Here is a 24,137-nt window from a genome sequence, read left to right as displayed (position 1 = left end):
CGGTCCGGGCAGGCTTGGCCGCGGGCTGCCGCCCGGTCAACCCGCTGGGGACAGCGGCGGTCAGCCTGTGGGATTCCCGCAACGCTTGTCTTGACATTTCGATTCGGGCTCGCGGCGATCGCGCGAATCCACCGTCCCGCGGCGCTCGACAGGATGTCGCAGGCGATTGCGCGCCTCGGCCCGCGTCCCTACTGTCAGGCTCGTGACGTCAGCACCCGCGATAGATCGTCGGCGCAACAATGCCGCGCATCGGCGCGCCGCCGGGCATCCGGGCCGCGTGCGCCTCGGCGTGCTCGCGGGCCTGCTCGCCCTGCTTCTGCTCGTCCTCGCCGGGATGCCGGATGACCGCTACGGCGACCTGCCGCCCCGGTCCCAGGGGCTGTCCGCCCTCACGGCCCCCCCGGCCGCGGCGCGCGCCGTCGCCGTGCTGACCGCGCCCGATGCCGAGGATCCGCCCGGCGACGACCGCCGCCTCGCGCCCGATCCCGCGCCCTCGGAGCGGATCCCCGCCCGGGCCGGCTTCCCGCCCGCCGCCGCGGATCCCCTCGTTGCCGCGCCCGCCACCCTCCCCGAGCGCCCGCCCAAGGCCGCCTGAGCTGGCTGCCTGAGCAGGGCACCCGCGCCGTGCTGCCGGATTGCGGCGGCACCGCCGCGGCGCGATGCGGGTCCCCTTGCGTGCGCTTTTGTCGGCCTCTTGCCAGCCCCCCTGCCGGAAGCGATCCTCCGTCCCACTCCACGCAGGGGTGCGGCCGCGGGATCGCCCCATTGCGCCCGATGATGTCCGCCCGGCCGCCGCGCGCAGCCGGCGTGCAGGGCGGTCCCCGGATCCCGCGCCGCGCGCCGGTCCGGTCCTTGCCACGGCAGCCGCGCCCGACGGTGCGGCCATGCATCCTTCAGAAATCCGGACGGGCCGCCCGAACCCGTCGCACCCACATGCGTGCCGCAGGAGCAGAGTGATCGTGAGCCCCCAGACCCGCCCCGCCCGAAGCGCACGGCCCGCCCTGACCGGCGCGACCGCGCTCAGCCTGGGCCTCGTGATGGTCGCCCTCTCGGCCTGCAACCAGAAACAGCAGGCGGCCGCCCCGGTTCCGGCGGCGGTGCCGGAGGTCAGTGTCGTCACGGTGGCGCCGCAGCCGATCCCCTACGTCCGCGACCTGCCGGGCCGCGTCGCGCCGATGCGCATCGCCGAGGTGCGCTCGCGCGTCTCCGGCCTCGTGGTGCGCCGCCTGTTCGAGCAGGGCAGCCAGGTCAAGGAGGGCGACGTCCTCTACAAGATCGACCCGGCCCCCTACGCGGTGGAGCTCGCCAGCGCCGAGGCGGCGCTGGCCCGGCAGGAGGCGGCGCTGGTCCTCGCCAACCAGCAGGCGGAGCGCCTCGAGACGCTGCTCAGCAAGCAGACCGCGAGCCAGGCCCAGTACGACACCGCCTACGCGGGCAGGAAGCAGGCCGAGGCGGAGGTCGCCGGCGCCAAGGCCGCCCGCGACCGGGCCAAGCTCAACCTCAGCTGGACCGACGTGCGGGCGCCCATCTCCGGCCGCATCGGCCGCGCGCTCCTCACCGAAGGCACCCTGATCGAGCAGGGCGCCACCGGCGTGCTGGCGACGATCCAGCAGCTCGACCCGATCTACGTCGACATCACCCAGTCGGTGGGCGAGCTGAACAAGCTGCGGCGCGACCTCGCCAGCGGCGAGCTGGCGCGGCTCGAGAACGACGCCGCCAACGTCCACCTGATCATGGACGACGGCGCCCTCTACCCGCTCGCCGGCCGCCTGCTGTTCTCGGACGTCACCGCCGACCCGAGCACCGGCCAGGTCACCCTGCGCGTGCAGTTCCCGAACCCGCACGACGAGCTCTTCCCCGGCATGTACGTCCGCGCGCGCATCAAGCAGGGCATCGATTCCGACGCCATCGCGGTGCCCCAGCAGGCGGTCCAGCGCACCAATGACGGCCGGGCCGAAGTCTGGGTGGTGCGGGCCGACGACAAGGCCATGCTCCAGCCCGTCGAGGTCGGCCCCGTGGTCGGCGAGAACTGGCTGATCCGCGACGGCCTGAAGGCGGGCGAGCGGGTCATCGTCGAGGGCTTCCAGAAGATCAACGCCGGGATGCAGGTGAAGCCCCTCGACCCGGCGCCGGCCCAGGACCCGGCCGAGGGCAAGCCCCGCGACCCCGATGCCGAGGCCGACGCCGCGCCGCAATCGACGGCCCAGGCCCGCACCCGCTGATCCGGCAAGCTGCGCCGGCCGCGGGGCGAGACCCCCGCGGCCCCCAGACCTTGAGCCTCCAGGCCACCGAGAAAGTCCGCTAGAGCCCCATGGCACGCTTCTTCATCGACCGCCCGGTCTTCGCCTGGGTCGTCGCCCTGTTCATCTGCCTGGGCGGCGCGCTCGCCATCCCCAACCTGCCGGTCGCCCAGTACCCGGTGATCGCGCCGCCCTCGATCGCCCTATCGACCGCCTATCCGGGCGCCTCGGTGGAGAGCCTCTACACGGGCACGACCCGCCTCATCGAGGACGAGCTGAACGGCGCGGCCAACATCATGAGCTTCGAGTCGACCACCGACTCGTTCGGCTCGATCAACATCACCGCGACCTTCCTGCCCGGCACCGACCCGGCGCTGGCCTCCGTCGAGGTGCAGAACCGCCTCAAGCGTGTCGAGGCCCGCCTGCCCGCGGAGGTGCGCCAGCAGGGCATCCTGGTTGAGGAGGCCTCGGCCGCGACCCTCAACATCATCACCCTCGTCTCCACCGACGGATCGATGGACGAGATCGGGCTCGGCGACTTCCTGATCCGCAACGTCATCAACGAGATCCGCCGCATCCCGGGCGTCGGGCGCGCGACCCTCTACTCGACGGAGCGCAGCCTTCGCGTCTGGGTCGACCCCGACAAGCTCCGGGGCCTCTCCCTCAACGCCGACGACGTCACCGACGCCATCCGCAACCAGAACATCCAGATCGCCTCGGGCGCCGTCGGCGCGCAGCCGAGCCCGGTCGGCCAGGCGACCTTCGCGCCGATCATCGTTAAGGGCCAGCTCAACACGGTGGAGGATTTCGGCGCAATCGTGCTGCGGGCGAACTCCGACGGCTCGAACGTGCGCCTGCGCGACGTCGCCCGGATCGAGCTCGGCGGCGACGCCTACCAGTTCTCGACGCGGCTCAACGGCGGGGAGGCTGCTGGCATCTCGGTGACGCTCGCCCCGGACGGCAACGCGCTGGAGACCGCCAAGGCCATCCGCGCCAAGATGGAGGAGCTGTCCCAGTTCTTCCCCGCCAACCTCAAGTGGGACATCCCATACGACATCACCCCGGCCGTGAAGGCCTCCATCGAGAAGGTGATGCACACCCTCATCGAGGCGGTGGTGCTGGTCTTCCTCGTGATGTTCCTGTTCCTGCAGAACATCCGCTACACCCTCATCCCGACGATCGTGGTGCCGATCGCCCTGATGGGCACCGTCACCGTGATGCTGCTCGCCGGCTTCTCGGTGAACGTGCTCACCATGTTCGGCATGGTGCTGGCCATCGGCATCCTCGTCGACGACGCCATCGTGGTCGTCGAGAACGTCGAGCGCATCATGAACGAGGAGGGCCTCTCCCCGAAGGAGGCCACCCGCAAGGCGATGGACCAGATCACGGGGGCCATCATCGGCATCACGCTGGTGCTCGTCGCGGTGTTCATCCCGATGGCGTTCTTCCCCGGCTCGGTCGGCATCATCTACCGCCAGTTCTCGATCGCGATGGTGACCTCGATCGCCTTCTCGGCGCTGCTCGCCCTTTCGCTGACCCCGGCGCTCTGCGCGACGCTGCTGAAGCCGATCGAGAAGGGCCACGGCCACGCCAAGGGCGGCGTATTCGGCTGGTTCAACCGCTTCGTCGACCGCGAGACCGCCCGCTACGGCCGCGGCACCACGTGGATGATCCGCAAGTCCGGCCGCGTGATGCTCGTCTACCTCGCCCTCGTGGCGGGCACGGCCTACGCCTTCCTGCGCCTGCCCGAGGGCTTCCTGCCGGTGGAGGACCAGGGCTTCTTCACGGTGGACATCCAGACGCCGTCCGGCGCCTCGTTCAACCGGACGCAGACGGCGGTGCGCAAGGTCGAGGAGCACCTGCTGGCGCAGCCCGGCGTCGCCACCGTGACGATCCTCAACGGCTTCTCGTTCTCGGGCCAGGGCCCGAACCTGTCCCAGGCCTTCGTCACCCTGAAGCCCTGGTCGGAGCGCAACGCGGCGAACTCGGCCGCCGCCCTCGTCGCCGGCACCAACGCGGCGCTCGCGGGCTACCGCGACGCGATCATCGACGCGCAGGAGCCGCCGCCGGTGGACAACCTCGGCAACGCGGCGGGCTTCTCCTTCCGCCTCCAGGACCGGGCCCAGCGGGGCTACGCGGCCCTGGTGGCGGCTGAGGCGCAGCTCCTGGCGCTCGCCAAGAAGAGCCCCATCCTCCAGAAGATGAAGATCGAGGGCCTGCCGGCCACGGCGCAGGCCGAGTTGATCATCGACCGCGAGAAGGCCGCGGCGCTGGGGGTGAAGTTCGAGGACATCAACGACACGATCCAGGTCAACCTCGGCTCGGTCTACACCAACGACTTCCCGAACCGGGGCAAGATGCAGCGCGTCTACGTCCAGGCCGAGCAGCTCCAGCGCATGCAGGCGGCGGACCTCCTGAACTACGCGGTGAAGAACGCGCAGGGCACGATGGTGCCGCTCTCCTCCATCGCCGAGGTCAAGTGGAGCATGGGGCCGAGCCAGATCGTCGGCTTCAACGGCTACCAGTCGGTGCGCTTCACCGGCGAGCCGAACCCCGGCTACACGTCGGGCGACGCGATCGCCGAGATGGAGCGGCTGGTCACCCAGCTCCCGAAGGGCTTCGGCTACACCTGGACCGGCCAGTCCCTGCAGGAGAAGCAGGCGGGCTCCCAGGCCTCGCTGCTCCTCGCCCTGTCGGTGCTGATCGTGTTCCTGTGCCTCGCCGCCCTCTACGAGAGCTGGGCGATCCCGTTCTCGGTGCTGCTCGTGATCCCGCTCGGGGTGATCGGCTCGGTGGCGGCCGTGTACCTGCGGGGGCTCCCGAACGACGTCTACTTCAAGATCGGGCTCATCACGATCATCGGCCTCTCGGCCAAGAACGCGATCCTGATCGTGGAGTTCGCCCGCGACCTCTGGAAGCCCGGGACGAACATCATCGCGGCGACCGTGCAGGCCGCGACCCTGCGCTTCCGCCCCATCGTGATGACCTCGCTCGCCTTCATCTTCGGCGTGGTGCCGCTCGCCATCGCGACGGGGGCCGCCTCGAAGAGCCAGCAGGCGATCGGCACCGGGGTGATGGGCGGCATGATCTCGGCGACCGTGCTCGCGGTGTTCTTCGTGCCGGTCTTCTTCGTGGTGGTGATGCGGATCTTCCGCAGGCGGGACGTCCAGGCGGGGATGGAGGCGGAAGCCGAGCCCGCCGCTGCCGCGGGGCCGGAGCCGCACCAGGTGCCGGCGGAGTAGCCGGGACGCCCCCGAACGACGAGCCCGGAGAACCCGTACCCCTCAGGCCGCCAGCCTGTCCGGCGCGTCCTCCGCGGCGATGCGGAACTGGGCGAGCAGCGCCTCCGGGAAGCCCGCCAGGGCGGCCTCGGCGGCTTCCCGGGCGCGGGCCTCCTCGGCCTCGCGCTCCAGGCGCTCCTGCTCCTCGCGGAAGCTCGCCAGGATGGCCTCCGGCAGGGCGTCGAGGACGGCGTCGAAGGGGCTCGACGCCTCGTCCGGCTCCGCGACGGGATCGGCCAGCATGCGCTCCGCCATGAGCCGCTCGGCCTCGCGGCCCTGCGCGTCCCGCCACTCCGCCTCGAGCGCCTCGGTGGCGCGGCGGGCGGTCTCGCGCGCCGCGGCCTCCTCGGCGATGGCGCGGGCGACCTCCCGGGCCTCGTCCCGGGCCGCCTCGGCCTCGTAGCGGGCGAGCAGCGCCGTCACGGCCTGCATGTCGCCGAAGGGCATGTCCTCGCAGGCCGAGAGCGAGCGCTCGATCATCCGCCGCGACAGGCCCGCCCCGGAGAGCCCCGTCGTGCCCTCCCGGGCCTCCCGCCAGGCGGTCAGCGCCGCCGTGAAGGCGGGCAGGAGGGCGGCGGCGAGGCCGCCCCGCTGGTGCAGGGTGGCGATCCCGCGCGGCTCGCGCAGCAGCCCGGCGATGCGGGCGCCGTCGAGGCCGGTGAGCTCCGCGTAGGCCGCCTCCACGAAGGGCATCTGGCCCGACAGGATCGCCCGCAGGATCAGGCCGGCGTTGAGCTCCCCGAGGCCGCGCAGGTGGCGCACCACCCGGGCCTGGGCGGCGGCGCCGGCGCCGTCGCAGAGGTCGAGCACCGTGCGCTCCCCGGCCTCCCGGCTCATCCGCGCGCCGCGCTCGGGCGAGAGCCAGCCGCAGGCCGCGGCGAAGTCCGCGAGCGTCCGGGCGAGGCGTGCGCCCACCGCGTGCCGGACCTCGATCGGCAGGTCCGCCCGCGCCAGCAGCGCCTCGCGGAGCGCGGCGTCGCCGCCGTGGCGCTCGACCATCCGCAGGAGGCGGCCGGTGGTGATGTTCGCGGTCGGGTTGGCGGCGAGGACGCACAGCGTCCCGACGCCGCCGATCTCGGCGAGCGCCCCCGCCACCGCGTGCGAGAGATGGTGGCGGCCCGCGATCATCGCCCGCACCGCCTCGCCGCCCATCGCGGCGGCGTCGACGAGGTCGGCGTCGGTGAGGACCGGCGAGCGGGCGAGGACGAGGCCCGCGATCTCGGGCTGGTCGGAGGCGAGCGCCACCACGAGGGCGCGGGGCGCCCGCGCCGAGGCCGCGCAGGCCTCGGCCAGCGCTCCGCGCACCACCGGGGCGGGATCGTCCAGGAGGGCGAACAAGGCGGTCTTGGCCTCCCAGGCCTCCTCCGGGCCGAGCCCGCCGTAGAGGAAGGCACGGGCGAGCGCCGCGGCCGATTCCGCCCGCTGCCCCGCGGAGCTGGCCTGGGTGGAGGCCAGGAACTGGCGGATGATCATGGGCCGCTCCGGATCGCGAAGAGGGACAGGTCAAGGGGTTTGGCGGCGATGCCCGCACGGGCGGCCGCGAGCTCGGGCGGCCGCCGCGGGGGCAGCGGCGCGTTGACGAGGGCGAGCCCGGCCGCCGGGATCGCGGCCTGTGCGGCGTAGGGGCCGGGATCGGTTCCGGCCTCCGGCGCGGGCGTGGCCCCTTCGGTGGGTGCCGGCTCCTGCGCGGAGCGCGGGAAGTAGGTCGGGGCCTCCCGGGCGGGCGCGGCGGCGCGCCCCTGGAACAGGCGGGAGACGCCCTCCGAGAGGGCCCCCTGGCGCCGGTCGGTCTGGAAGAGGGCGCGCAGGCCGCCCCCGTCGACGGCCGCGTAGGCCGAGGCCGCCTGCGGCAGGCTCGCCTCGCCCTGGGCGAGGCCGGTCACGTCGCTGGCGCCGCGCGCCGCGCCGGCCGCCGCAGCGGGGGCCGCCGCCAGCACGGCGTAGAGCTCGGCCGCGCCGCGCGGCCGGCCGCTGCGGTCGTAGAACAGGCCCCGGTTGGCGGCCGCCGCCTCGGGCAGGTCCAGGGCGGCGGCGCGCTCGGGGCTCGCCTGCGCGGCGGCGGCCAGCGCCACGGCGCCCTTCGCGCCGAGCACGTGGGCGGCGTAGAGGTCGCCACCGGTCGGCTCGCGGCCGAGGGCGGCCGACAGCGCCTCGCGGTTCTTCTGGGTGAGGGCGCCCGCCAGGGTCGCCGAGATCCGGGGGTCGCGCCGCAGGTCGAGGATCGCCTGGCGGGTGGCGGGGTCGGCCACCGCGTAGGTGCCGTCGGGCCGGGCCGTGACCGCGTCCGCGTAGGCCTGCAGCCCGAGCCGCGGCCCGGCGGTCTTCAGGGTGCCGAGCCAGGTCTGCTCGATGAACTGGAACAGCCCGGTGGCCGAGGAGGTGCCGGCCTTCGCGGCGGGATCGAGCGCGGATTCGCGCTGCGCGGTGGCGAGCAGGTAGTCGAAGCCGACGCCGCTGGTGCGCGCGCCGTCGCGGATCGCCTCGACCACCCCGGCGGGCGCGCGGCCCGCGGCGGCCGGAACCGGCGCCGCGGCCTCGCGCGTGGTGCTCCCTGGTGTGGTGAACAGAAACATGCGCCGCCCGGTCCGCTGCGCCGCCGGGAATCTCCGGACGGCGCGGGGCGCGCGCCGACGCTGCCCCGATGACCCGGATTCTGTTCTGATTATGGTAAAGAAAGCTTGAAATCCGGCTCGCCCCGCCGGGCGTCCGGTGGACCCCGACATGCCTCAGGACCGAACCCGACCGGCGCCCGGGGAGGCGCCCGCACCGCTGCGCGCGGTCCTGATCCTCGCCGCCGGAGGACCGGCCGAGGCCGCGCGGGCCGACGCTCTCGTGGCCCCTCCCGGTCTCCCGGGCTCCCTTCCGCCCGGCCCGCCCCTCTACGCCCGCCTCGCCCCGGATCTCGCCGGGCTGGAGGCCGCCCTCGCCCACGGATGCGACGGGATCCTGCTCGGCGGGGTCGAAGATCCGCGCGTCCTCGCCCGGATCGGCGCGCGGCTCGCGGTGCACGAGGCGCAAGCCGGGCTGCCGGACGGGTGTCTGCGCCTCCTCGTCAGCGTGGAGACCCCCCGGGGCGTCCTCGCCCTGCCGGCGCTGGCGGCGGCGAGCCCCCGGCTCGCCGGGCTCGGCTGGGACGCGCAGGCCCTCGCGGCCCGGCTCGGCCTCGCCGGGGCGGAGGCGCTGGATGGCATCGATCCAGCGCCCCTCGCCGCGGCGCGCGGCGCCCTCGTCCTCGCCGCGGCGGCGGCCGGCGTGCCGGCCCTCGACAGCGCCCTCCCCCGGGATCTCGGCGACGCGCATCTCGCGGAGCGCGTCGCGCGGGCCCGGCGGGACGGCTTTTCGGGCGTCTTCGCGCGGGACGCGGCGGGCATCCGCGCCGCGGCCGCGGGCTTTTCCTGATGCGCCTCAGGCTCCCTGGCCGCCGCCCTTCGGCCGATGCATCGCGAAGCGGGACTCCGGGGTCACGGCGAAGTAGTCGAAGTAGCCGCCGCGCATGATCGGGCGCATCGCCCCCGTGTCGACGAGGCCGTCGACGACGAAGCGGTCGTCGACGTAGACGGACACCACCTGCCCGATCACCAGGAAGTTCGTGGGCTCGCGGCCATCCAGGCCGACGAGGGGGATCGTCTGCACCCAGCGGCACTCGATGGCGGCCGGAGCCGCGGCGACCCGGGGCGGGCGCACCCGGGCGGAGGGCGCCGTGGTGAGGCCCGCCGCCGCGAACTCGCTCTCGCCCCGCGGCAGGGGTGCCGAGGTGGCGTTCATCGCCTCGCGCAGATCGTAGGTCGCGAGGTTGCAGACGAACTCGCCCCCCTCCTCCGCGAAGGTCATGGCGTCCTTCCGCCCCGAGGACGAGAAGGCCACCATGTCGTCGGCCACCGCATTGAAGAACGAGTAGGGCGCGAGGTTGAGCCGGCCCGCGCGGTCCATGGCGCTGATCCAGCCGATCGGCCGCGGCGCCACCAGGGCCTTCAGGGGGTTGTGCGGCAGGGTGCGGTTCTCGGGATCGTAATGCATGGGCTCCGGGCCGGTTCGGGTGTCCGGCCCTCAGATAGGCCGCGCCGGCCGCATCGTCAGCCCGCCGCGGCGGCCTCGCTTCCCCGCGCGAGAGCCCGGGGCGCCCTAGAGGGTGGTGACGATCTCGGACAGGTCCGGCCGCGGCCGGTCGGCCGGGGCCTCGGCCGGGCGGCCGATGTGGATGAAGCCCGCCATGCGCTCCCGCGGGGCGAGGCCGAGCGCGTCGAGGACCCGGCGGTCGTAGGCGTACCACTCGGTGAGCCAGGCGCTGGCGTAGCCGAGGGCGTTGGCGGCGACGACGAGGTTCATGGCGGCCGCGCCGGCCGAGAGCACCTGCTCCCATTCCGGGATCTTGGCGTGGGGGCCTGCGCGCGACACCACCGCGATGACCAGCGGCGCCTGGGCGAGGCGGTTGCGCTCGATCGCGAGGCGGGCCTCGTCGGCCTCGGGGTTGTCCGCCCGGTAGGCCGCCGCGATGGTCTCACCGACCCGCGCGCGCGCCTCGCCGGCGATCACCAGGAAGCGCCAGGGCGCGAGCTTGCCGTGGTCCGGCACCCGGGAGGCGATGCGCAGGATCGTGTCGATGTCCTCGGGCCCGGGGCCGGGCGCCTCCAGGCGCGGGGGCGCCACCGAGCGGCGGCTGCGGAGGAGGTCGAGGGTCTCGGTCATCGGGGCTCGCTTCGAACGGGGGGCGCGGGCGCGCGCGGCCTTGCGGCCGCCACGGTCGCGGTCCAGACGGAGGGCAGGTGGCCCCTGCGCGGGCGTTTGGCAATCGGTCGGAGGAAGGCGATGCGACGCGGTCTGCTGGCGATGGGCGCGACGCCGACGGCCGCGGCGGCTCTCCTTATGCCTGCGGCGGCTTGGGCCCAGGCCGATCCGGTGCCGAACCGCCTCGGCGCCGGGCTGCCCTCACCTTCGATCACCGGGCCGATCCTGCCGAGCCCCGCGCCCGCCGCCCCCGCGGAGGGCGAGGCGGCGCTCGCCCTGAGCGCGGTGCTCTCCGGCGGCGGTCAGCCCCTGCGCTCGGGCCTCGCCTGGCGGGTCTACGAGGAGCGCCAGGACGGCGCCCGGCCCGCCATCGTCGCGCGCTCGAGCGAGCCCGAGCCGAGCTTCCGCTTGGCGCCCGGCCCCTACGTCGCCACCGTCACCTACGGCTACGCCACGGCCTCGAAGCGGGTGGTGATGGCCGGGCAGCCGGTGGGCGAGCAGCTGCGGGTCAGCGCGGGCGCCCTCAAGCTCTCGGGCGCCATCGGCGATACCCGGATCGCCCCCGGCCAGCTCTCCTTCTCGGTCTTCGTGCCCATCGGGACGAACTCGGAGGGACGGCTCGTGCGCAGCGGCGTGAAGGCCGGCGAGCTCCTGCGGCTCCCTGAGGGCACCTATCACGTGGTCTCGACCTACGGGGAGTCGAACGCGATCCAGCGGGCCGACCTGAAGGTCGAGAACGGCAAGGTCACCGACGCGACCCTCAACCACCGGGCCGCCACCGTCACCCTCAAGCTCGTGGCCGCCCCCGGCGCCGAGGCCTTCGCGGGGACCGCCTTCTCGGTCCTGACGCCCGGCGGCGACACCATCCGCGAGGCGATCGGCGCCTTTCCGCAGGTAACGCTGGCGGAGGGCGACTACGTGCTGATCGCCCGCCACGACGGTCAGGTCTACACCCGCGAGTTCAAGGTCGAGAGCGGGATGGACCGGGACATCGAGGTCGTCGCGAAGTCCTGAGGAGCCCGCTCGGCCGGCGCCCCGCAGGCGTGGGTCACCGCCGCCACCGGGCTCCCCCCTGCTGCGCGCTCCGGGCCGTCCGGGCCCGTCACAGGGGCAGCTCGATCCGGCAGCTCACGCCGTCCGCACCGAACACGAACCGGGTCTGCGCGCGCAGCGTGTACTGAAGGGCCTTCTCGATCAGCTCCCGGCCGTAGCCGGACCGCTCCGGGTCGGCCGCCTTCATGTCGACGCCGCTCTCCTGCCAGTCGAGCACCAGGCGGGACTTGCCGTCCGCGTCCGGCTGGACGGTCCAGGTGATCGCGAGGCTGCCCCTCGGCTCGCCGAGCGCTCCGTGCTTGACCGCGTTGGTGGTCAGCTCGTGGAGCGCCAGCGCCAGGGTCTGGGTCTGGTCGAAGCGCAGGGTGACGGGCGGCCCCGAGACCGAGACGTTCTCGTCGGCCTCGCCCCCGTGCGCCCGTAGCTCCAGGGAGACGAGGTCGAGGAGGCCGATGCCCTCCCCCTTCGAGAGGCCGAACAGGCTCTGGACCCGCCCGAGGGCCCGCAGCCGGTCCACGTAGCCGCCGAGGGCCTCGCTCGGTCCGAGCGTCTGCCGGGCGATCGACTGGACGACGGCGAGGAGGTTGCGGGTGCGGTGCTGCAGCTCGGCCACCAGGATGCGCTGGCGCATCTCGGCGCGGGTCAGGGAGGTGACGTCCACGAAGGTCACCACCACGCCCTCGGCCTGCTGGTCCGCGCCGCGGTAGGGGGCGAGGCGCACGAGGTAGTGGGCGTCCTCGTCGGGCAGGTCGATCTGCCGCTCGATGGTGTGCTCCGACCCCATGATCTCGGCGACGTCCGCCGCGAGGTGCGGCAGGCTGAGCCGCCCGGCGAGATCGGTGATCGGCCGGCCGCGATCGTTCGGCAGGATGTTGAACACCTTGGTCACCGCGGGCGTGAAGCTGCGGATGATCAGGTCGGCATCGAGGAAGACGGTCGCGACGTCGGTGCTCTCGAACAGGTTCTGGAGGTCGCTGTTCGCGCGGTCGAGCGCCTCGACCTTGCCGTTCAGCTCCGCGTTGACGGTGTTCAGCTCCTCGTTGACCGACTGCAGCTCCTCCTTGGAGGCCTCGAGTTCCTCGTTCGTCGACTGGAGCTCCTCGTTGACCGAGACGAGCTCCTCGTTGGACGACTTCAGCTCCTCCAGGGCGGTCTCGTACTCCTCGATCAGGGATTGGAGGCGCTCCCGCGACTCGCGCAGCTCCCGTTCGAGCTGCGCGGTGGCCCCGTCGGCCACGAGGGCGTTGCGCGACAGCGCCGCCTCGCGGGTCAGCGCCGGACCCTCGTCGGCGAACAGGACCAGGAACAGGGGCTCGTCCTGCTGGCGCTCGCCGATCGGGTCCACCGTCACGGTGACGAGCTGCACCCGGCCGTCGTCGCCCTCGACGACGAGGCCCTCGCGCACCACCGTGCGGTTCGTCTCGATCGATTCCCGGAAGGCGGTGCGCAGCTCGAGGCGCAGGCCCTTGCGGGCGAGGGTCACGAGCTGGCGGGTCGGCAGGCCCGGGGCCGGCTCCAGGTACTTGCCCGTGCGGGCCGAGTAGTAGACCACGTCGCCGTCGCGGTTCGCTACCACGTGGGGGGGCGCGTAGCGCTCAAGCACCTGCGTCTCCACCGCCTGGCGCAGGGCGATCATGCCGGTGGCGCCCGGCCGCGGGCGGATGTCGAGGATGCCGGCATTCTGGCGCAGGCTGCTCACCACCAGGGGCACGCGCACGACCGGCGCGCTCTCGGCGCGGCTGCGGAAGATGCGGTGCTTCTTGTCGAGGGGCGTGAACAGCTCAGCGAACTGGCTCACGTTCTCGGACATGCCGAGGAACAGGTAGCCGCTGGGCCGCAAGGCGTAGTGGAAGGTCGGCAGGACCTGGTTCTGCACGTCGAGGCCGAAGTAGATCAGCAGGTTGCGGCAGGAGACGAGGTCGAGCCGCGAGAACGGCGGGTCGCGGATCACGCTGTGGGGCGAGAAGATGCACAGGTCCCGCACGTCCTTGGTCAGCACGAAGCTGCCGCCGTCCGCGACGAAGAACCGCCGCCGGCGCTCCGGCGAGACGGTGTCGAGGAGCTGCTCCGGGTAGCGCCCGGACCGCGCGACGGTGAGCGCGTGCTCGTCGATGTCGGTGGCGAAGACCTGGACGCGAGGCGGGTCCGGCAGCCCGTCCATATGCTCGCGCAGCAGGATCGCCACCGAGTAGACCTCCTCGCCCGTGGCGCAGCCCGGCACCCACACCCGCACGGTGTCGTCGGGCTCGCGCCCCTCGAACAGGCGCGGGATCACGAGTTCCGCCAGGCTCGCGAAGGCCTCCGCGTCCCGGAAGAAGTTGGTGACCTTGATGAGGAGGTCGCGGAAGAGGGCGCCGACCTCGGCGGGGTCCTGCCGCAGGCGCGCCACGTAGGCGTCGACCGTGTCCACCTGCTGGATCTGCATGCGCCGCTGGACACGGCGCAGGAAGGCCTTGGACTTGTAACCCGCGAAGTCGTGCCCAACCTGGTTGCGCAGGATCGTGTAGATCTCCGTCCGGGCCGCGTCGAGGGCGTGGCCCGGATCGTTCTGGTCCTCCACGCGGGGCAGCCCGTCGGTGGCCTTGAGGCCGCGCGCGAAGGCGGCGAGCTTCTCGCCCATCTCCCCGGCCGGCACGCAGAAGTCGACGAAGCCCGTGGAGATCGCGCTGTCGGGCATGTCCGGGTGCTGGGGGCCGTAGCCGTTCCGGACCTGGGCCAGGGTGACGCCGCCGCGCTCCTTGATGGCCTTGATGCCCAGCGTCCCGTCCGAGTCCCCGCCCGAGAGGATCACGCCGCCCGCGTACTCGCCCTGGTCCTGCCCGAGCGCGCTCAGGAAGATGTCGATGGGCTTGCGCTCGCGCCGGCTGGTGCCCGGCCGGCGGATCTTGAGGCGGCCGGCCTCGATCCCGAGGAGCGCGTTGGCGGGCAGCACGTAGACGCAGTTCTCGCCGATCACCGCGTCGTGGGTCACCACCTGCACGCTGAGGTCGGTGAAGCGCGTCACGATCTCGTGGAGCAGGCTCTCCCGCTCCGGGCTCAGGTGGGTGACGATGACGATGGCGAAGCCCGGGGATTTCGGGATGCCCCGGAAGAACCCTTCGAGCGCCTCGACGCCGCCGGCCGAGGCGCCGACGCCGATGATGGGGAACTGCGGCTTCCTGCTCAAGACACCCGATCCCGGACCCGAACGCGCGGTCGTCCGGGCGGGCCGCGTCCGGCAACCGCGAGGACCGCCCCGGGGAGCCGCCCGCGCCGGGACGATGCGGGCCGAGGATACACCATATCCCGCCCCGTCTGGCCACCGGTCCGTGGGACCGGTCAGGCGAAGCGCCGGGCCCCCGCTGCGCAGGCGGCCACCGCGACGGCCGAGCCGAGCATCGCCGGCTCGACCGCCTCGCCGAGGATGACGCCCGCCGCGAGCAGGCCCAGGAAGGGCTGCAGGAGCTGGAGCTGGCCCACCGCCGCGATGCCGCCCCGGGCGAGCCCCCGGTACCAGAACACGAAGCCGATCAGCATGCTGAACAGCGAGACGTAGGCGAGGCCGGCGAGCGCGGCCGCGGGCGGCGCCCCGGCATCGGGCCTCAGCCAGAGGGCGAGCGGCAGGGTCGCGGGCAGCGCGAGCACGCCCGCCCAGCCGATCACCTGCCAGCCCCCGAGGCGGCGCGCGAGGCGTCCGCCCTCCGCGTAGCCGAGGCCGCAGGCCAGGATCGCGAGGAGCATGAGGGCGTCCCCCGCCCCGAGGCCGTCGCCGCCCGTCTGCCCGTGCAGCGCGAAGGCAGCCGTCACCGCGCTGCCGAGCCCTGCGAGCAGCCAGAATGCCGGGGCCGGCCGCTCGCCCGCCCGCAGCGCCCCGAACAGCGCGGTGGCGAGGGGCAGGAGGCCGACGAACACCGTGGCGTGCGCCGCGCTGATGCTGCGCAGGGCGAGCGCGGTGAGGAGCGGGAAGCCGAGGACGACCCCGAGCGTCACCACCGCGAGGGCGCCGAGGTCGTCCCGGCCGGGCGGCCTCTGGCGCAGGAGGAGGAGGGCCCCGCCCGCCGCGAGCCCGGCGAGGGCGGCACGCGCGGCGGTGAGGAAGAGCGCGTCGAAGCCCGTGAGCGCGAGGCGGGTCGCCACGAGGGAGCCGCTGAAGATCGCGACGCCCGCGAGGCCGTCGAGGAGGGCGCGGGTGTCCCGCGTGGCGCTCGCCATGGCCGGCCGCCGGCGCCTCAGCCGAAGGGCAGGATCAGGGGCAGCGCGAGGGCGGCGCCGGCGGCGAGGAGCACCGCGTCGGCGGCCCGGCGCGCGAGCCAGCCCGGGCCGGGGCGCGGTGCGGCGGGGCTTGCGGGACGGGAGCGGTCGAGGGCGGTCATGGCGGAGCCTCTTCGTGATGGGACATCGGGACGGGCGCCGTTCTGAGCCGGCGGCGGCTTTCCGGACAGGGACGGATCCGGTACGATCGCTCCGAACTGTCCGGTACCTCGATCGGTACGGTGGAGGGTCCGATGAGCGGAGCGGCGTTGGCGGGGCGGACCCGGGTCGAGACCGTGATGGCCGCGATCGAGGGGCGCATCGCCGGCCGCGCCCTGGCGCCGGGGGCGCGCCTGCCCTCGATCCGGGGCTTTGCCGAGACCATGGGCGTCTCGAAGTCGACGGTGGTGGAGGCCTACGACCGGCTCACCGCCGAGGGCGCCATCGTCTCGCGGCCGGGCTCCGGCTTCTACGTGGCGGGCCGGCCCCAGCCCCTCAGCCTCGCGGCGATCGGGCCGCGGCTCGACCGGGAGATCGACCCGCTCTGGATCGCCCGGCACTCCTTCGAGGCCGGCGAGGCGGTGCTGAAGCCCGGCTGCGGCTGGATGCCCGCCGCCTGGATGCCGGAGGCGGCCCTGCGCCGGTCGCTCCGGGCCCTCGCCCGCGAGCCCGTCGAGCGCCTCGCGGCCTACGACGTGCCGCAGGGGCTGCCCCCCTTGCGCGGCCTCCTCGCCCGGCGCCTCGCCGAGCGCGGCATCCCGGCCCATCCGGACCAGCTCGTGCTGATGGACTCGGCCACCCACGCCCTCGACCTGATCGCGCGCCTGCTGCTGGAGCCGGGCGACGCGGTGCTGGTGGACGACCCCTGCTACTTCAACTTCCACGCGCTGCTGCGGGCGCACCGGGCGCGGGTCGTGGGGGTGCCGTTCGGGCCGGACGGGCCCGACCTCGCGGCCTTCGAGCTGGCGCTCCGCGAGCACCGGCCGCGCTTCTACCTGACGAATTCCGGGCTCCACAACCCGACCGGCGTGACCCTCAAGCCCGCCACCGTCCACCGGGTGCTGCGCCTCGCCGAGGCCCACGACACCCTGATCGTCGAGGACGACCTCTACGCCGACTTCGAGATGGAGCCGGGCCCGCGGCTCGCGGGCTTCGACGGGCTGGAGCGGGTGATCCACGTCGGCGGCTTCTCGAAGACGCTGTCGGCGGCGGCCCGCATCGGCGTCATCGCCATCCGGCCCGACTGGGTGGAGCGCCTCGTCGACCTCAAGCTCGCGGTCAGCCTCGGCAGCGGCCACCTCGCGGCGGGGCTGATCCACCGCTTCCTCGCGGACGGCGGCTACCGGCACCACCTCGACGGGATCCGGGCGCGCCTCGCCGAGACCCGGGGCAGCGTGGTCCGCCGCCTGCAGGGCGCGGGCCTGTCGGTGCCGCTGGTGCCGGCCGCGGGCATGTTCCTGTGGGCCCGCCTGCCGGACGGGGCCGACGCCACGGTGGTGGCCCGCCGGGCGCTGGCCGAGGGCGTCGTCCTCGCCCCCGGCAACGCCTTCAGCCAGAGCCGCTCGGCCGCCGGCCACCTCCGCTTCAACGTCGCCCAGTGCACCGATCCGCGCATCTTCACGGTGCTGGAGCGGGCGATGGCCGGGTGAGGCGAGGCCCCTACGGCGCCGGCTGCTCGCCGTGGTGGGAATCGAGCACGGCCTCCGTCGTCGGGCGCGTCTCGGCGACCGCCTCGGCCCGGGCGACGTCCGGCGAGGTCGCCTCGGTGCGCAGCTCCGCCAGCGCCTCGTCGAGGGGCAGCGTCCGGCTCTGCTGGCTGCCGAGGCGCCGGATCGAGACGGTGCGCTCCTCGCCCTCCTTGCGGCCGACGACGAGGATCACCGGCACCTTGGCGAGCGAGTGCTCGCGGACCTTGTAGTTGATTTTTTCGTTTCTCAGGTCCGCTTCGACCCGCAGGCCGTGGCGGCGGGCGGCCGCGACGACCTCCCGCGCGTAGGGGTCGGCATCGCCGGTGATCGTCGCCACCACGACCTGGGTCGGAGCGAGCCAGAGCGGAAAGTGGCCCGCGAAGTGCTCGATCAGGATGCCGGTGAAGCGCTCCATCGAGCCGCAGATCGCCCGGTGCACCATCACGGGCGGCACCTTCTGGCTCTCGGCGTCCACGTAGAAGGCGCCGAACCGCTCGGGCAGGTTGAAGTCCACCTGCGTGGTGCCGCACTGCCAGTCGCGGCCGATCGCGTCGCGCAGCACGTACTCGAACTTCGGCCCGTAGAAGGCGCCCTCGCCGGGGTTCACGGCCGTCTTGATGCGCCCGCCCGACTGCTCCTCGATCTGGGCGAGCACCCGGGTCATCACGGCCTCGGCGTGGTCCCAGAGGGCGTCCGAGCCGACGCGCTTCTCGGGCCGCGTCGAGAGCTTCACGAGGATCTCGTCGAAGCCGAAATCCGCGTAGGTCGAGAGGATCAGGTCGTTGATCTTCAGGCACTCGTCGGCGAGCTGGTCCTCGGTGCAGAAGATGTGCGCGTCGTCCTGCGTGAAGCCGCGCACCCGCATCAGCCCGTGCATGGCGCCGGAGGGCTCGTAGCGGTGCACCACGCCGAATTCCGCCATGCGCAGGGGCAGATCGCGGTAGGACTTGAGGCCGTGCTTGAAGATCTGCACGTGCCCCGGGCAGTTCATGGGCTTCAGCGCGAACCAGCGCTTGTCCTCGGCCTCCTCGCCGGCCGACTGGGCCGCGAACATGTTCTCGCGGTACCAGCCCCAGTGGCCCGAGGTCTCCCAGAGCGACTTGTCGAGGATCTGCGGGGCGTTGACCTCGGCGTAGTCTTGCCTGAGACGGCGGCGCATGTAGGCGATCAGCTCCTGGAACACCGTCCAGCCCTTGGCGTGCCAGAACACGACGCCGGGCCCCTCCTCCTGGAAGTGGAACAGGTCCATCTCGCGGCCGAGGCGCCGGTGGTCGCGGCGCTCCGCCTCCTCCAGGCGATGCAGGTAGGCGTCGAGGTCCTCCTTCGAGGCCCAGGCGGTGCCGTAGATACGGGTCAGCATCGGGTTGTCGGCGTTGCCCCGCCAGTAGGCGCCCGCGACCTTCATGAGCTTGAAGGCCGCGCCGACCTTGGCCGTCGAGGTCATGTGCGGGCCCCGGCAGAGGTCGAACCAGTCGCCCTGCCGGTAGACCTTGAGGTCCTCGCCTTCGGGGATGGCGTCGACGAGCTCGACCTTGAAGCCCTCCCCGCGCTCGGCGAACAGCGCCCGCACGTCCGCGCGCGTCCACACCTCCTTGGTGAAGGGCGCGTTGCGGGCGATGATCTCGCGCATCCGCGCCTCGATCACCGGGAAGTCCTCGGGGGTGAACGGCGTCTCGCGCCAGAAATCGTAGTAGAACCCGTTCTCGATCACCGGGCCGATCGTCACCTGCGTCTCCGGCCACAGGCTCTGGACCGCCTCGGCGAGCACGTGCGCGCAATCGTGCCGGATCAGCTCCAGGCTGCGCGGGTCGGTCCGGTCGAGGAACTCGATCCGGCCGTCCGCCTCGATCGGGTCGGCGAGGTCGCGCACGCTGCCGTCGAGGGCCATCGCGACCGTGCGCTTGGCGAGCGACTTGCCGATGCCCTCCACGATCGCCCGCCCGGTGGTGCCCGTCTCGTAGCTGCGCACGCTGCCGTCGGGAAAGGTCAGGTCGGGCATGGGTCGTCTCCGGGGCTCACTCCTGCGAACGCGGCAGGTAAGCGGGGGATGGGCTGGCCGCACGGGCGGGCCCCGCGCGCCGCGCCGTGTAGACCGATTCTGGGCAGGGGGAAACCTGGCGGGGGGAACCGGTGCGGCCACGGCGAGGCGGCCCGCCGCCGGTTCGGCGCGGGGGACGGGGCCTTCGGGGGTGGACGCGGGACGCCGCGAAACCACTCACTGTGTTGTCATGTGCCGGTTTCCCGGCGTCCCGCGGGCCCGACCCTCTCGGGCCGGTTCCGCCTGTCGCGTCACGGTGTCTTTCCGGCTGCGCGGACTTCGGCTCATGGCAGCTCACCCCCGCGCGGGACGCGCGGGCGCCGACTTATCCGGGCTCGAGGCCCCCGACCGCCTCGTAGTGGGCGGACGGGCCGATGGTCTGCGGGTGCCCCAGGGTCCCGGGTCCGGCGCGTCCGCGCCTACCCGTCCGAGACACCCTGCGTCCGGCGCGCCGCCCGGGGCGATGGCGAAACCGGGCCATCGACGCGGGCACCGTCTCCTCCTCCCCTCAGCCCCCGGCCCGGTCCGCCGAAGGCCTCCCCGGCGGGAGGCGAGCGGGGGCATTGAGAGCACGGATTAGGAAATAAGTCAAGAACGAAGTGCGAACTGTCGGGTGAGCGCGGGCGGTGCGCGCTTCGCCCGGTGACGCTGACGCGGGGGTGCCGGGCGCCTTCGCAGGCTGGGCGGGAGGCGCATCTGATGCTCGGTACCGTCCGGTGACGACCCATTCCGGACTTGGAAATAAGGCCGACACAACGACCGAAAATAGCCCGCTTAGGCAGTTAGCTATACTGATTTCAAGAAGAGTCGCACGATACCGTAATAATCCGAGAAGGGGAATGCCCAAATGAGCGACTCAAACCAATATATAGTCTGGCGGCCCGAGGAAACGAGGGGTTTGGGCTCGGGGCCTAGCTCACCAATCCCGACGATCGGCTCCGCCGCCTCCGCAGTCGATCAGTATCGGATTGTTTCCCTCGCCTCCACAAACCTTCCTGAACTCGGGGCCGCATTCACCGACGTCGATGCTTTGGCGGCGCTAACGAAAATTGCGGAGGGAGGCATCACGAATGTCGCCGATCTCGAGGCCGCCGAAACAGCACTGCAAGCGCTCCTACTGCACGACATTGTCTACCCACTCATCCCTGCCCCGAAGGTCGATTTCGGAAACGGGCTGATCAGCTACCGCCGACCCGATGGGGGACGCAGGTCCCAATTGGCGTTTGACCTCATCAATTCGATAGGCGGTCGGGACTACCTCGTCGCACCCGAGTTCCTGACAGCAGAAGGGGGCATCGTGCAAGCGTCCACGATGGATGGCAGTTCGTCGATCGGCAGGACTCTCGAAGCTATCTCCAGAAATGGCTACAGGGACGCCTTGGCGAACGAGGCAATCAACGTCGCTGCTGAGACCCATGGCATACCGGCTTATTTAGCCAGCAAGCAGATACAGCACTCACGTCGAGGAGACGGATTCCAGAAGCGCTTCTACGGGCGGCTCCAGACGTCATGGGCCAAGGCCACAGCCGACATTCCTCCGATCGTGTGCTCTTTCAGCCTTCCGCCGCTACTCGCAGTGGTACTGGATCGTGCGAACAATCGAGAAGACCTCGCGTTGGTTATAGACGAGCTTCGCCAGGAGCTTGCTGATGCAAGGGCTGAACTCCGAGACTTCAACCTATCGATCACTCGGACCTCGACCCAGGCCGTGATCGAGGCCCGAGTTCGCCGATTGGACGCGTCGTTCGATGCTATCATCCCCGAGTCCCGCCTCTCTCCCGCCGAGTGTCGCAAGCGTCGCCTCCTCAGCTTTCAAGGCTTGGCTCGCCCCCTGTTCAAGCTCGCGATGGGCTACGCGACAAAGGGTGGCGCATCGCTGGCAGACGGACTGAATGCTGCGGCCGGGGCGCGGGACCTCATCATCGAGAGCAAAGCCCTCATCGACAGGACTGTCACGGCACGGTCGTTCGTTGGGCTGATGCAGACTGAGTCGCTTCAGGCGCTTGTCCAGGAACACCTGACGGATGCTGAAATTGCTGCAATCGAGAAATCTCTTCGAGATCGCCAGAGCTGACCGCTCGGCCGTCACTCAATCGTGTTCGTACTGGTAAAGGCCATCATTGTGATCGTGGCTGGATTGGCGGCGGTCGACCCGCAGCGGGGCATCCCAGAGTGAACGGCGGTTCAGTATCCGTTGAATGCGACCAATGCGCGAATGACCGCTACCCACCCTCAGCGGACCGAATCAGCCTCAGGTCCGACCCGTGCGCCTCTATCGATCCAAGAGACCGCGGGCCGCTCACGGCGGCCTCTCGCGCGGACGCGTTGCGGGGGCCTGCGGTGGCCGCTACCCTGCCATCCGGTGGTGACGAGGGCGCCCGTGGCCGAGGTGACGATTCCCGACATCGACGAAGCGCTGGAGATGCGCCTGCGCGCACGCGCGTCCCGCCACGGCCGCTCGGTGGAGGAGGAGGCGCGCGACATCCTGCGGGTCGCACTGGCCACGGGCGAGCCCGTAGTGAACGACCTCGGCCGGACGATCCATGCGCGCTTCGCGACCCTCGGCGGCGTCGATCTGCCCGAGGTGCCGCGCGGCCCGATCCGGGAGCCCGCGGACTTCGACGGGTGATCGTCCTCGACACGAACGTCATCTCGGAGTTGATGCGCGCGGCGCCCGATCCCGCGGCGATGGGCTGGCTCGCCCGGCAGCCGCGCGACAGCCTCTTCACCACCGCCCTCAACCAGGCGGAGATCTTCTACGGCCTCGGCCTGCTGCCGGCAGGGCAGCGCCGGGACGGCCTGGTCGCGGCGGCCCGGGCGATCTTCGGCGTCGATCTGGCCGGGCACGTCCTGCCGTTCGATGGGGACGCCGCCATGGCGTACGCGGAGATCGCGGCCCTCCGGCGGCGGTCGGGGCACCCGATCAGCCAGATCGACGGACAGATCGCCGCCATCGCCGCCACCTGGGGCGCGGGGCTCGCAACCCGCAACGGCCGCGACTTCACGGGCTGCGGACTGACCGTCGTGAATCCCTGGACCGAGCGCTGACGCGGCGGCGCTAGTCCACCGCCTCGCAGGCGAAGGGCGAGGGCGGGGCGTTGACGCCGCGCCAGCGGCCGTAGGCCCAGGGGCGGTGCCAGCGGGCCCGGGCCGGCGGCGCCTCGGGCACGAGGTCGATGCCGTGGGTGCCGAAGGGGCCGCAGCGGCAGATCCGGGCGAGCCCCATCCAGGCGCCCGGCCAGACGCCGTGGCGCTGGATCGCCTCGTCCGTGTAGGCCGAGCAGCTCGGCCAGTGCCGGCACTGGCGGCCGACGAGGCCCGACAGGGTGAGCTGGTAGCCGCGGATGGCGAGGTGGGCGCCCCGGCGGAGCACGGGGCGGCTCAGGCCGCGCGGCGGGCGGCGATCTGGTCGAGGGCGTCGACCACCGCGTCGAAGGTCAGGAGCGTCGAGGCGTGGCGGGCCTTGAAGTCGCGCACCGGCTCCAGCACCGCGAGGTCGGCCCAGCGGCCCGACGGCGGGGGCGCGCCCTCCTTCAGCATGGCCCGCATCGCGGCCCGGACGCCGCGCAGCTCCTCCGGGCTCGCGCCGACGACGTGGCGGGCCATCAGCGAGGAGGAGGCCTGGCCCAGCGCACAGGCCTTCACCTCGTGGGCGAAGGCCCCCACCGTCCCGTCCGGGGCGAGGCTCAGGTCCACCGTCACGGTGGAGCCGCACAGGCGCGAATGGGCGGTCGCCGAGGCATCGGGCTCGGCCAAGCGGCCGAGGTGGGGGATGTCGGCGGCGAGTTCGAGGATGCGGCGGTTGTAGATGTCGTCCAGCATGGCGGTCCTGGCGGGGCCGGCGACCGGGCCCCTCGGGTCTGATGCGCTCGCCACGCATTGCGCGGAGGCGCGAGAACGACGATATAGGCCGGATCGTGCCGTTTCGCGAGGAGGCGGCCCCGCAGGCCAGGGTCGCGCCCGTGCCCGCGGGCACCGCGGTCACCTCTCTTGTCACGCCAGGGCGACCGACGGTCAGACGTCGGTCGGACCTGGGCCGGGACGGTCCGACGATGTACGCAAAGCCCGACAGCACCGCGATGACGACCCGTATCGCCAGGGCGGGAGATGCCATGGATGCCGCGCTCAAATCCCTGTCCTACCGCATGACCGAGCCGTCGGCCGAGGAGGCGCTGCGCCTCGACGTCATGCGCAATGACAACGAGCAGCGGGCCGCCCGCGTTGCCGAGACTCCCGCCGCGACACCGGCCGAGATCGCGCCGGAGCCCGCTTCGGCGAGCCGCGTGCCCGAGGGCCTGGCGCTCGGGCGCCCGAGCCGCGAGGAGGCCGAGGCCGCGGTGCGCACGCTGCTGCGCTGGGCCGGCGACGACCCGGCCCGCGAGGGCCTGCTCGACACCCCGGCCCGCGTCGTGAAGGCCTACGACCAGCTCTTCGGCGGCTACCGGCAGGATGCCGACGCGCTCCTCGCGCGGGTCTTCGAGGAGGTCGAGGGCTATTCCGACATCGTGCTCGTGCGCGACATCCCGTTCTACTCCCACTGCGAGCACCACATGGTGCCGTTCATGGGGCTCGCCCACATCGCCTATTATCCCACGAAGGGCGTGGTCGGGCTCTCGAAGCTCGCCCGGGTGGTCGACACCTTCTCGCGCCGCCTGCAGACGCAGGAGACCATGACGGCGCAGATCGCCGACGTGATCGAGAGCATCCTCAAGCCCCGCGGCGTCGCCGTGCTGGTGGAGGCCGAGCACCTCTGCATGGCCATGCGCGGCGTGCAGAAGGCCGGCGTCTCGACCATCACCACGCAGTTCCGCGGCGTCTTCCGGGACGACCCGAACGAGCAGGTCCGCTTCCTCACCCTCGTGCGCGGCGGCAAGGCCTGAGC

20 protein-coding genes are annotated in these 24,137 nt (G+C 72.7%); 10 read left to right on the top strand and 10 right to left on the bottom strand.

The window, feature by feature from the left end; genetic code table 11:
- The first annotated feature begins 202 nt into the window (after positions 1 to 202).
- From ACLBXP_RS18040 to ACLBXP_RS18030, 3 genes are all read left to right on the top strand, one after another.
- Positions 203 to 595 (top strand): hypothetical protein, encoded by a 393-nt coding sequence (locus tag ACLBXP_RS18040; RefSeq protein WP_447669133.1) that lies wholly within the window; start codon positions 203 to 205, stop codon positions 593 to 595.
- Positions 596 to 1,037: 442 nt separating this feature from the next.
- Positions 1,038 to 2,222 (top strand): efflux RND transporter periplasmic adaptor subunit, encoded by a 1,185-nt coding sequence (locus ACLBXP_RS18035; RefSeq protein WP_447669281.1) that lies wholly within the window; start codon positions 1,038 to 1,040, stop codon positions 2,220 to 2,222.
- An 89-nt stretch (positions 2,223 to 2,311) separates the two neighbouring features.
- Positions 2,312 to 5,482, top strand: a complete 3,171-nt coding sequence (locus ACLBXP_RS18030) for a multidrug efflux RND transporter permease subunit (protein WP_447669132.1) — start codon at positions 2,312 to 2,314, stop codon at positions 5,480 to 5,482.
- Positions 5,483 to 5,524: 42 nt separating this feature from the next.
- On the opposite strand, the gene ACLBXP_RS18025 is transcribed toward ACLBXP_RS18030, so the two are convergent.
- Both ACLBXP_RS18025 and ACLBXP_RS18020 read right to left on the bottom strand, forming a co-directional pair.
- The gene (locus tag ACLBXP_RS18025) at positions 5,525 to 6,994 is read right to left on the bottom strand and encodes a DUF2336 domain-containing protein (protein WP_447669131.1); all 1,470 of its coding nucleotides are present in this window, start codon (positions 6,992 to 6,994) and stop codon (positions 5,525 to 5,527) included.
- A complete protein-coding gene (locus tag ACLBXP_RS18020) occupies positions 6,991 to 8,094 on the bottom strand; it encodes a lytic transglycosylase domain-containing protein (RefSeq protein WP_447669130.1) in 1,104 nt (367 codons plus the stop codon). Before ACLBXP_RS18020 ends, ACLBXP_RS18025 begins: the two co-directional genes overlap by 4 nt.
- 148 nt (positions 8,095 to 8,242) lie before the next feature.
- Between ACLBXP_RS18020 and ACLBXP_RS18015 the strand changes: the two genes are divergently transcribed.
- On the top strand, positions 8,243 to 8,920 hold the full coding sequence (locus ACLBXP_RS18015; RefSeq protein ID WP_447669129.1) for an aldolase/citrate lyase family protein: 678 nt from the start codon (positions 8,243 to 8,245) through the stop codon (positions 8,918 to 8,920).
- A 6-nt stretch (positions 8,921 to 8,926) separates the two neighbouring features.
- Here ACLBXP_RS18015 and ACLBXP_RS18010 read toward each other — a convergent pair whose 3' ends face one another.
- Both ACLBXP_RS18010 and ACLBXP_RS18005 read right to left on the bottom strand, forming a co-directional pair.
- Positions 8,927 to 9,538 (bottom strand): flavin reductase family protein, encoded by a 612-nt coding sequence (locus ACLBXP_RS18010; RefSeq protein ID WP_447669128.1) that lies wholly within the window; start codon positions 9,536 to 9,538, stop codon positions 8,927 to 8,929.
- 105 nt (positions 9,539 to 9,643) lie between these two features.
- A complete protein-coding gene (locus tag ACLBXP_RS18005) occupies positions 9,644 to 10,207 on the bottom strand; it encodes a nitroreductase family protein (RefSeq protein WP_447669127.1) in 564 nt (187 codons plus the stop codon).
- A gap of 120 nt (positions 10,208 to 10,327) precedes the next feature.
- Between ACLBXP_RS18005 and ACLBXP_RS18000 the strand changes: the two genes are divergently transcribed.
- Positions 10,328 to 11,260, top strand: coding sequence for a hypothetical protein (locus ACLBXP_RS18000; protein ID WP_447669126.1), 933 nt, complete (start codon positions 10,328 to 10,330; stop codon positions 11,258 to 11,260).
- A gap of 88 nt (positions 11,261 to 11,348) precedes the next feature.
- Here ACLBXP_RS18000 and ACLBXP_RS17995 read toward each other — a convergent pair whose 3' ends face one another.
- From ACLBXP_RS17995 to ACLBXP_RS17985, 3 genes are all read right to left on the bottom strand, one after another.
- A complete protein-coding gene (locus ACLBXP_RS17995) occupies positions 11,349 to 14,465 on the bottom strand; it encodes a CheR family methyltransferase (protein ID WP_447669125.1) in 3,117 nt (1,038 codons plus the stop codon).
- Between the two features lie 152 nt (positions 14,466 to 14,617).
- Positions 14,618 to 15,490 (bottom strand): DMT family transporter, encoded by an 873-nt coding sequence (locus ACLBXP_RS17990; RefSeq protein ID WP_447669124.1) that lies wholly within the window; start codon positions 15,488 to 15,490, stop codon positions 14,618 to 14,620.
- Positions 15,491 to 15,507: 17 nt separating this feature from the next.
- Complete coding sequence (locus ACLBXP_RS17985) at positions 15,508 to 15,651, bottom strand: hypothetical protein (protein ID WP_447669123.1); 144 nt, start codon at positions 15,649 to 15,651, stop codon at positions 15,508 to 15,510.
- Positions 15,652 to 15,783: 132 nt separating this feature from the next.
- Here ACLBXP_RS17985 and ACLBXP_RS17980 point away from each other — a divergent pair, with 132 nt between their 5' ends.
- Positions 15,784 to 17,178: an aminotransferase-like domain-containing protein gene (locus ACLBXP_RS17980; RefSeq protein WP_447669122.1), complete on the top strand. Its 1,395-nt coding sequence runs from the start codon at positions 15,784 to 15,786 to the stop codon at positions 17,176 to 17,178.
- A gap of 10 nt (positions 17,179 to 17,188) precedes the next feature.
- Here the strand turns inward: ACLBXP_RS17980 and thrS are convergent, their stop codons facing one another.
- Positions 17,189 to 19,216, bottom strand: a complete 2,028-nt coding sequence (thrS, locus tag ACLBXP_RS17975; RefSeq protein WP_447669121.1) for a threonine--tRNA ligase — start codon at positions 19,214 to 19,216, stop codon at positions 17,189 to 17,191.
- Positions 19,217 to 20,102: 886 nt separating this feature from the next.
- Between thrS and ACLBXP_RS17970 the strand changes: the two genes are divergently transcribed.
- From ACLBXP_RS17970 to ACLBXP_RS17960, 3 genes are all read left to right on the top strand, one after another.
- Positions 20,103 to 21,329 carry a hypothetical protein gene (locus ACLBXP_RS17970; RefSeq protein WP_447669120.1) on the top strand — a complete coding sequence of 409 codons (1,227 nt, stop codon included), beginning with the start codon at positions 20,103 to 20,105 and terminating at the stop codon, positions 21,327 to 21,329.
- A 306-nt stretch (positions 21,330 to 21,635) separates the two neighbouring features.
- Entirely contained in the window at positions 21,636 to 21,884 is a 249-nt protein-coding gene (locus ACLBXP_RS17965; RefSeq protein ID WP_447669119.1) for a FitA-like ribbon-helix-helix domain-containing protein, read from the top strand.
- A complete protein-coding gene (locus tag ACLBXP_RS17960; RefSeq protein WP_447669118.1) occupies positions 21,881 to 22,303 on the top strand; it encodes a PIN domain-containing protein in 423 nt (140 codons plus the stop codon). The genes ACLBXP_RS17965 and ACLBXP_RS17960 overlap by 4 nt, the downstream gene beginning before the upstream one ends.
- A gap of 10 nt (positions 22,304 to 22,313) precedes the next feature.
- On the opposite strand, the gene yidD is transcribed toward ACLBXP_RS17960, so the two are convergent.
- Together yidD and ACLBXP_RS17950 are read right to left on the bottom strand one after the other, a co-directional pair.
- Positions 22,314 to 22,628 (bottom strand): membrane protein insertion efficiency factor YidD, encoded by a 315-nt coding sequence (gene yidD / locus ACLBXP_RS17955; protein ID WP_447669117.1) that lies wholly within the window; start codon positions 22,626 to 22,628, stop codon positions 22,314 to 22,316.
- An 8-nt stretch (positions 22,629 to 22,636) separates the two neighbouring features.
- Positions 22,637 to 23,077 (bottom strand): iron-sulfur cluster assembly scaffold protein, encoded by a 441-nt coding sequence (locus tag ACLBXP_RS17950; RefSeq protein ID WP_447669116.1) that lies wholly within the window; start codon positions 23,075 to 23,077, stop codon positions 22,637 to 22,639.
- A gap of 230 nt (positions 23,078 to 23,307) precedes the next feature.
- Here ACLBXP_RS17950 and folE point away from each other — a divergent pair, with 230 nt between their 5' ends.
- On the top strand, positions 23,308 to 24,135 hold the full coding sequence (gene folE, locus ACLBXP_RS17945) for a GTP cyclohydrolase I FolE (RefSeq protein WP_447669115.1): 828 nt from the start codon (positions 23,308 to 23,310) through the stop codon (positions 24,133 to 24,135).
- Positions 24,136 to 24,137: the final 2 nt, after the last annotated feature.

Source organism: Methylobacterium sp. A54F (assembly GCF_053346035.1).
Note: the sequence above shows the minus strand (reverse complement) of the source record. Positions and strands in the feature narration are given on the sequence as shown.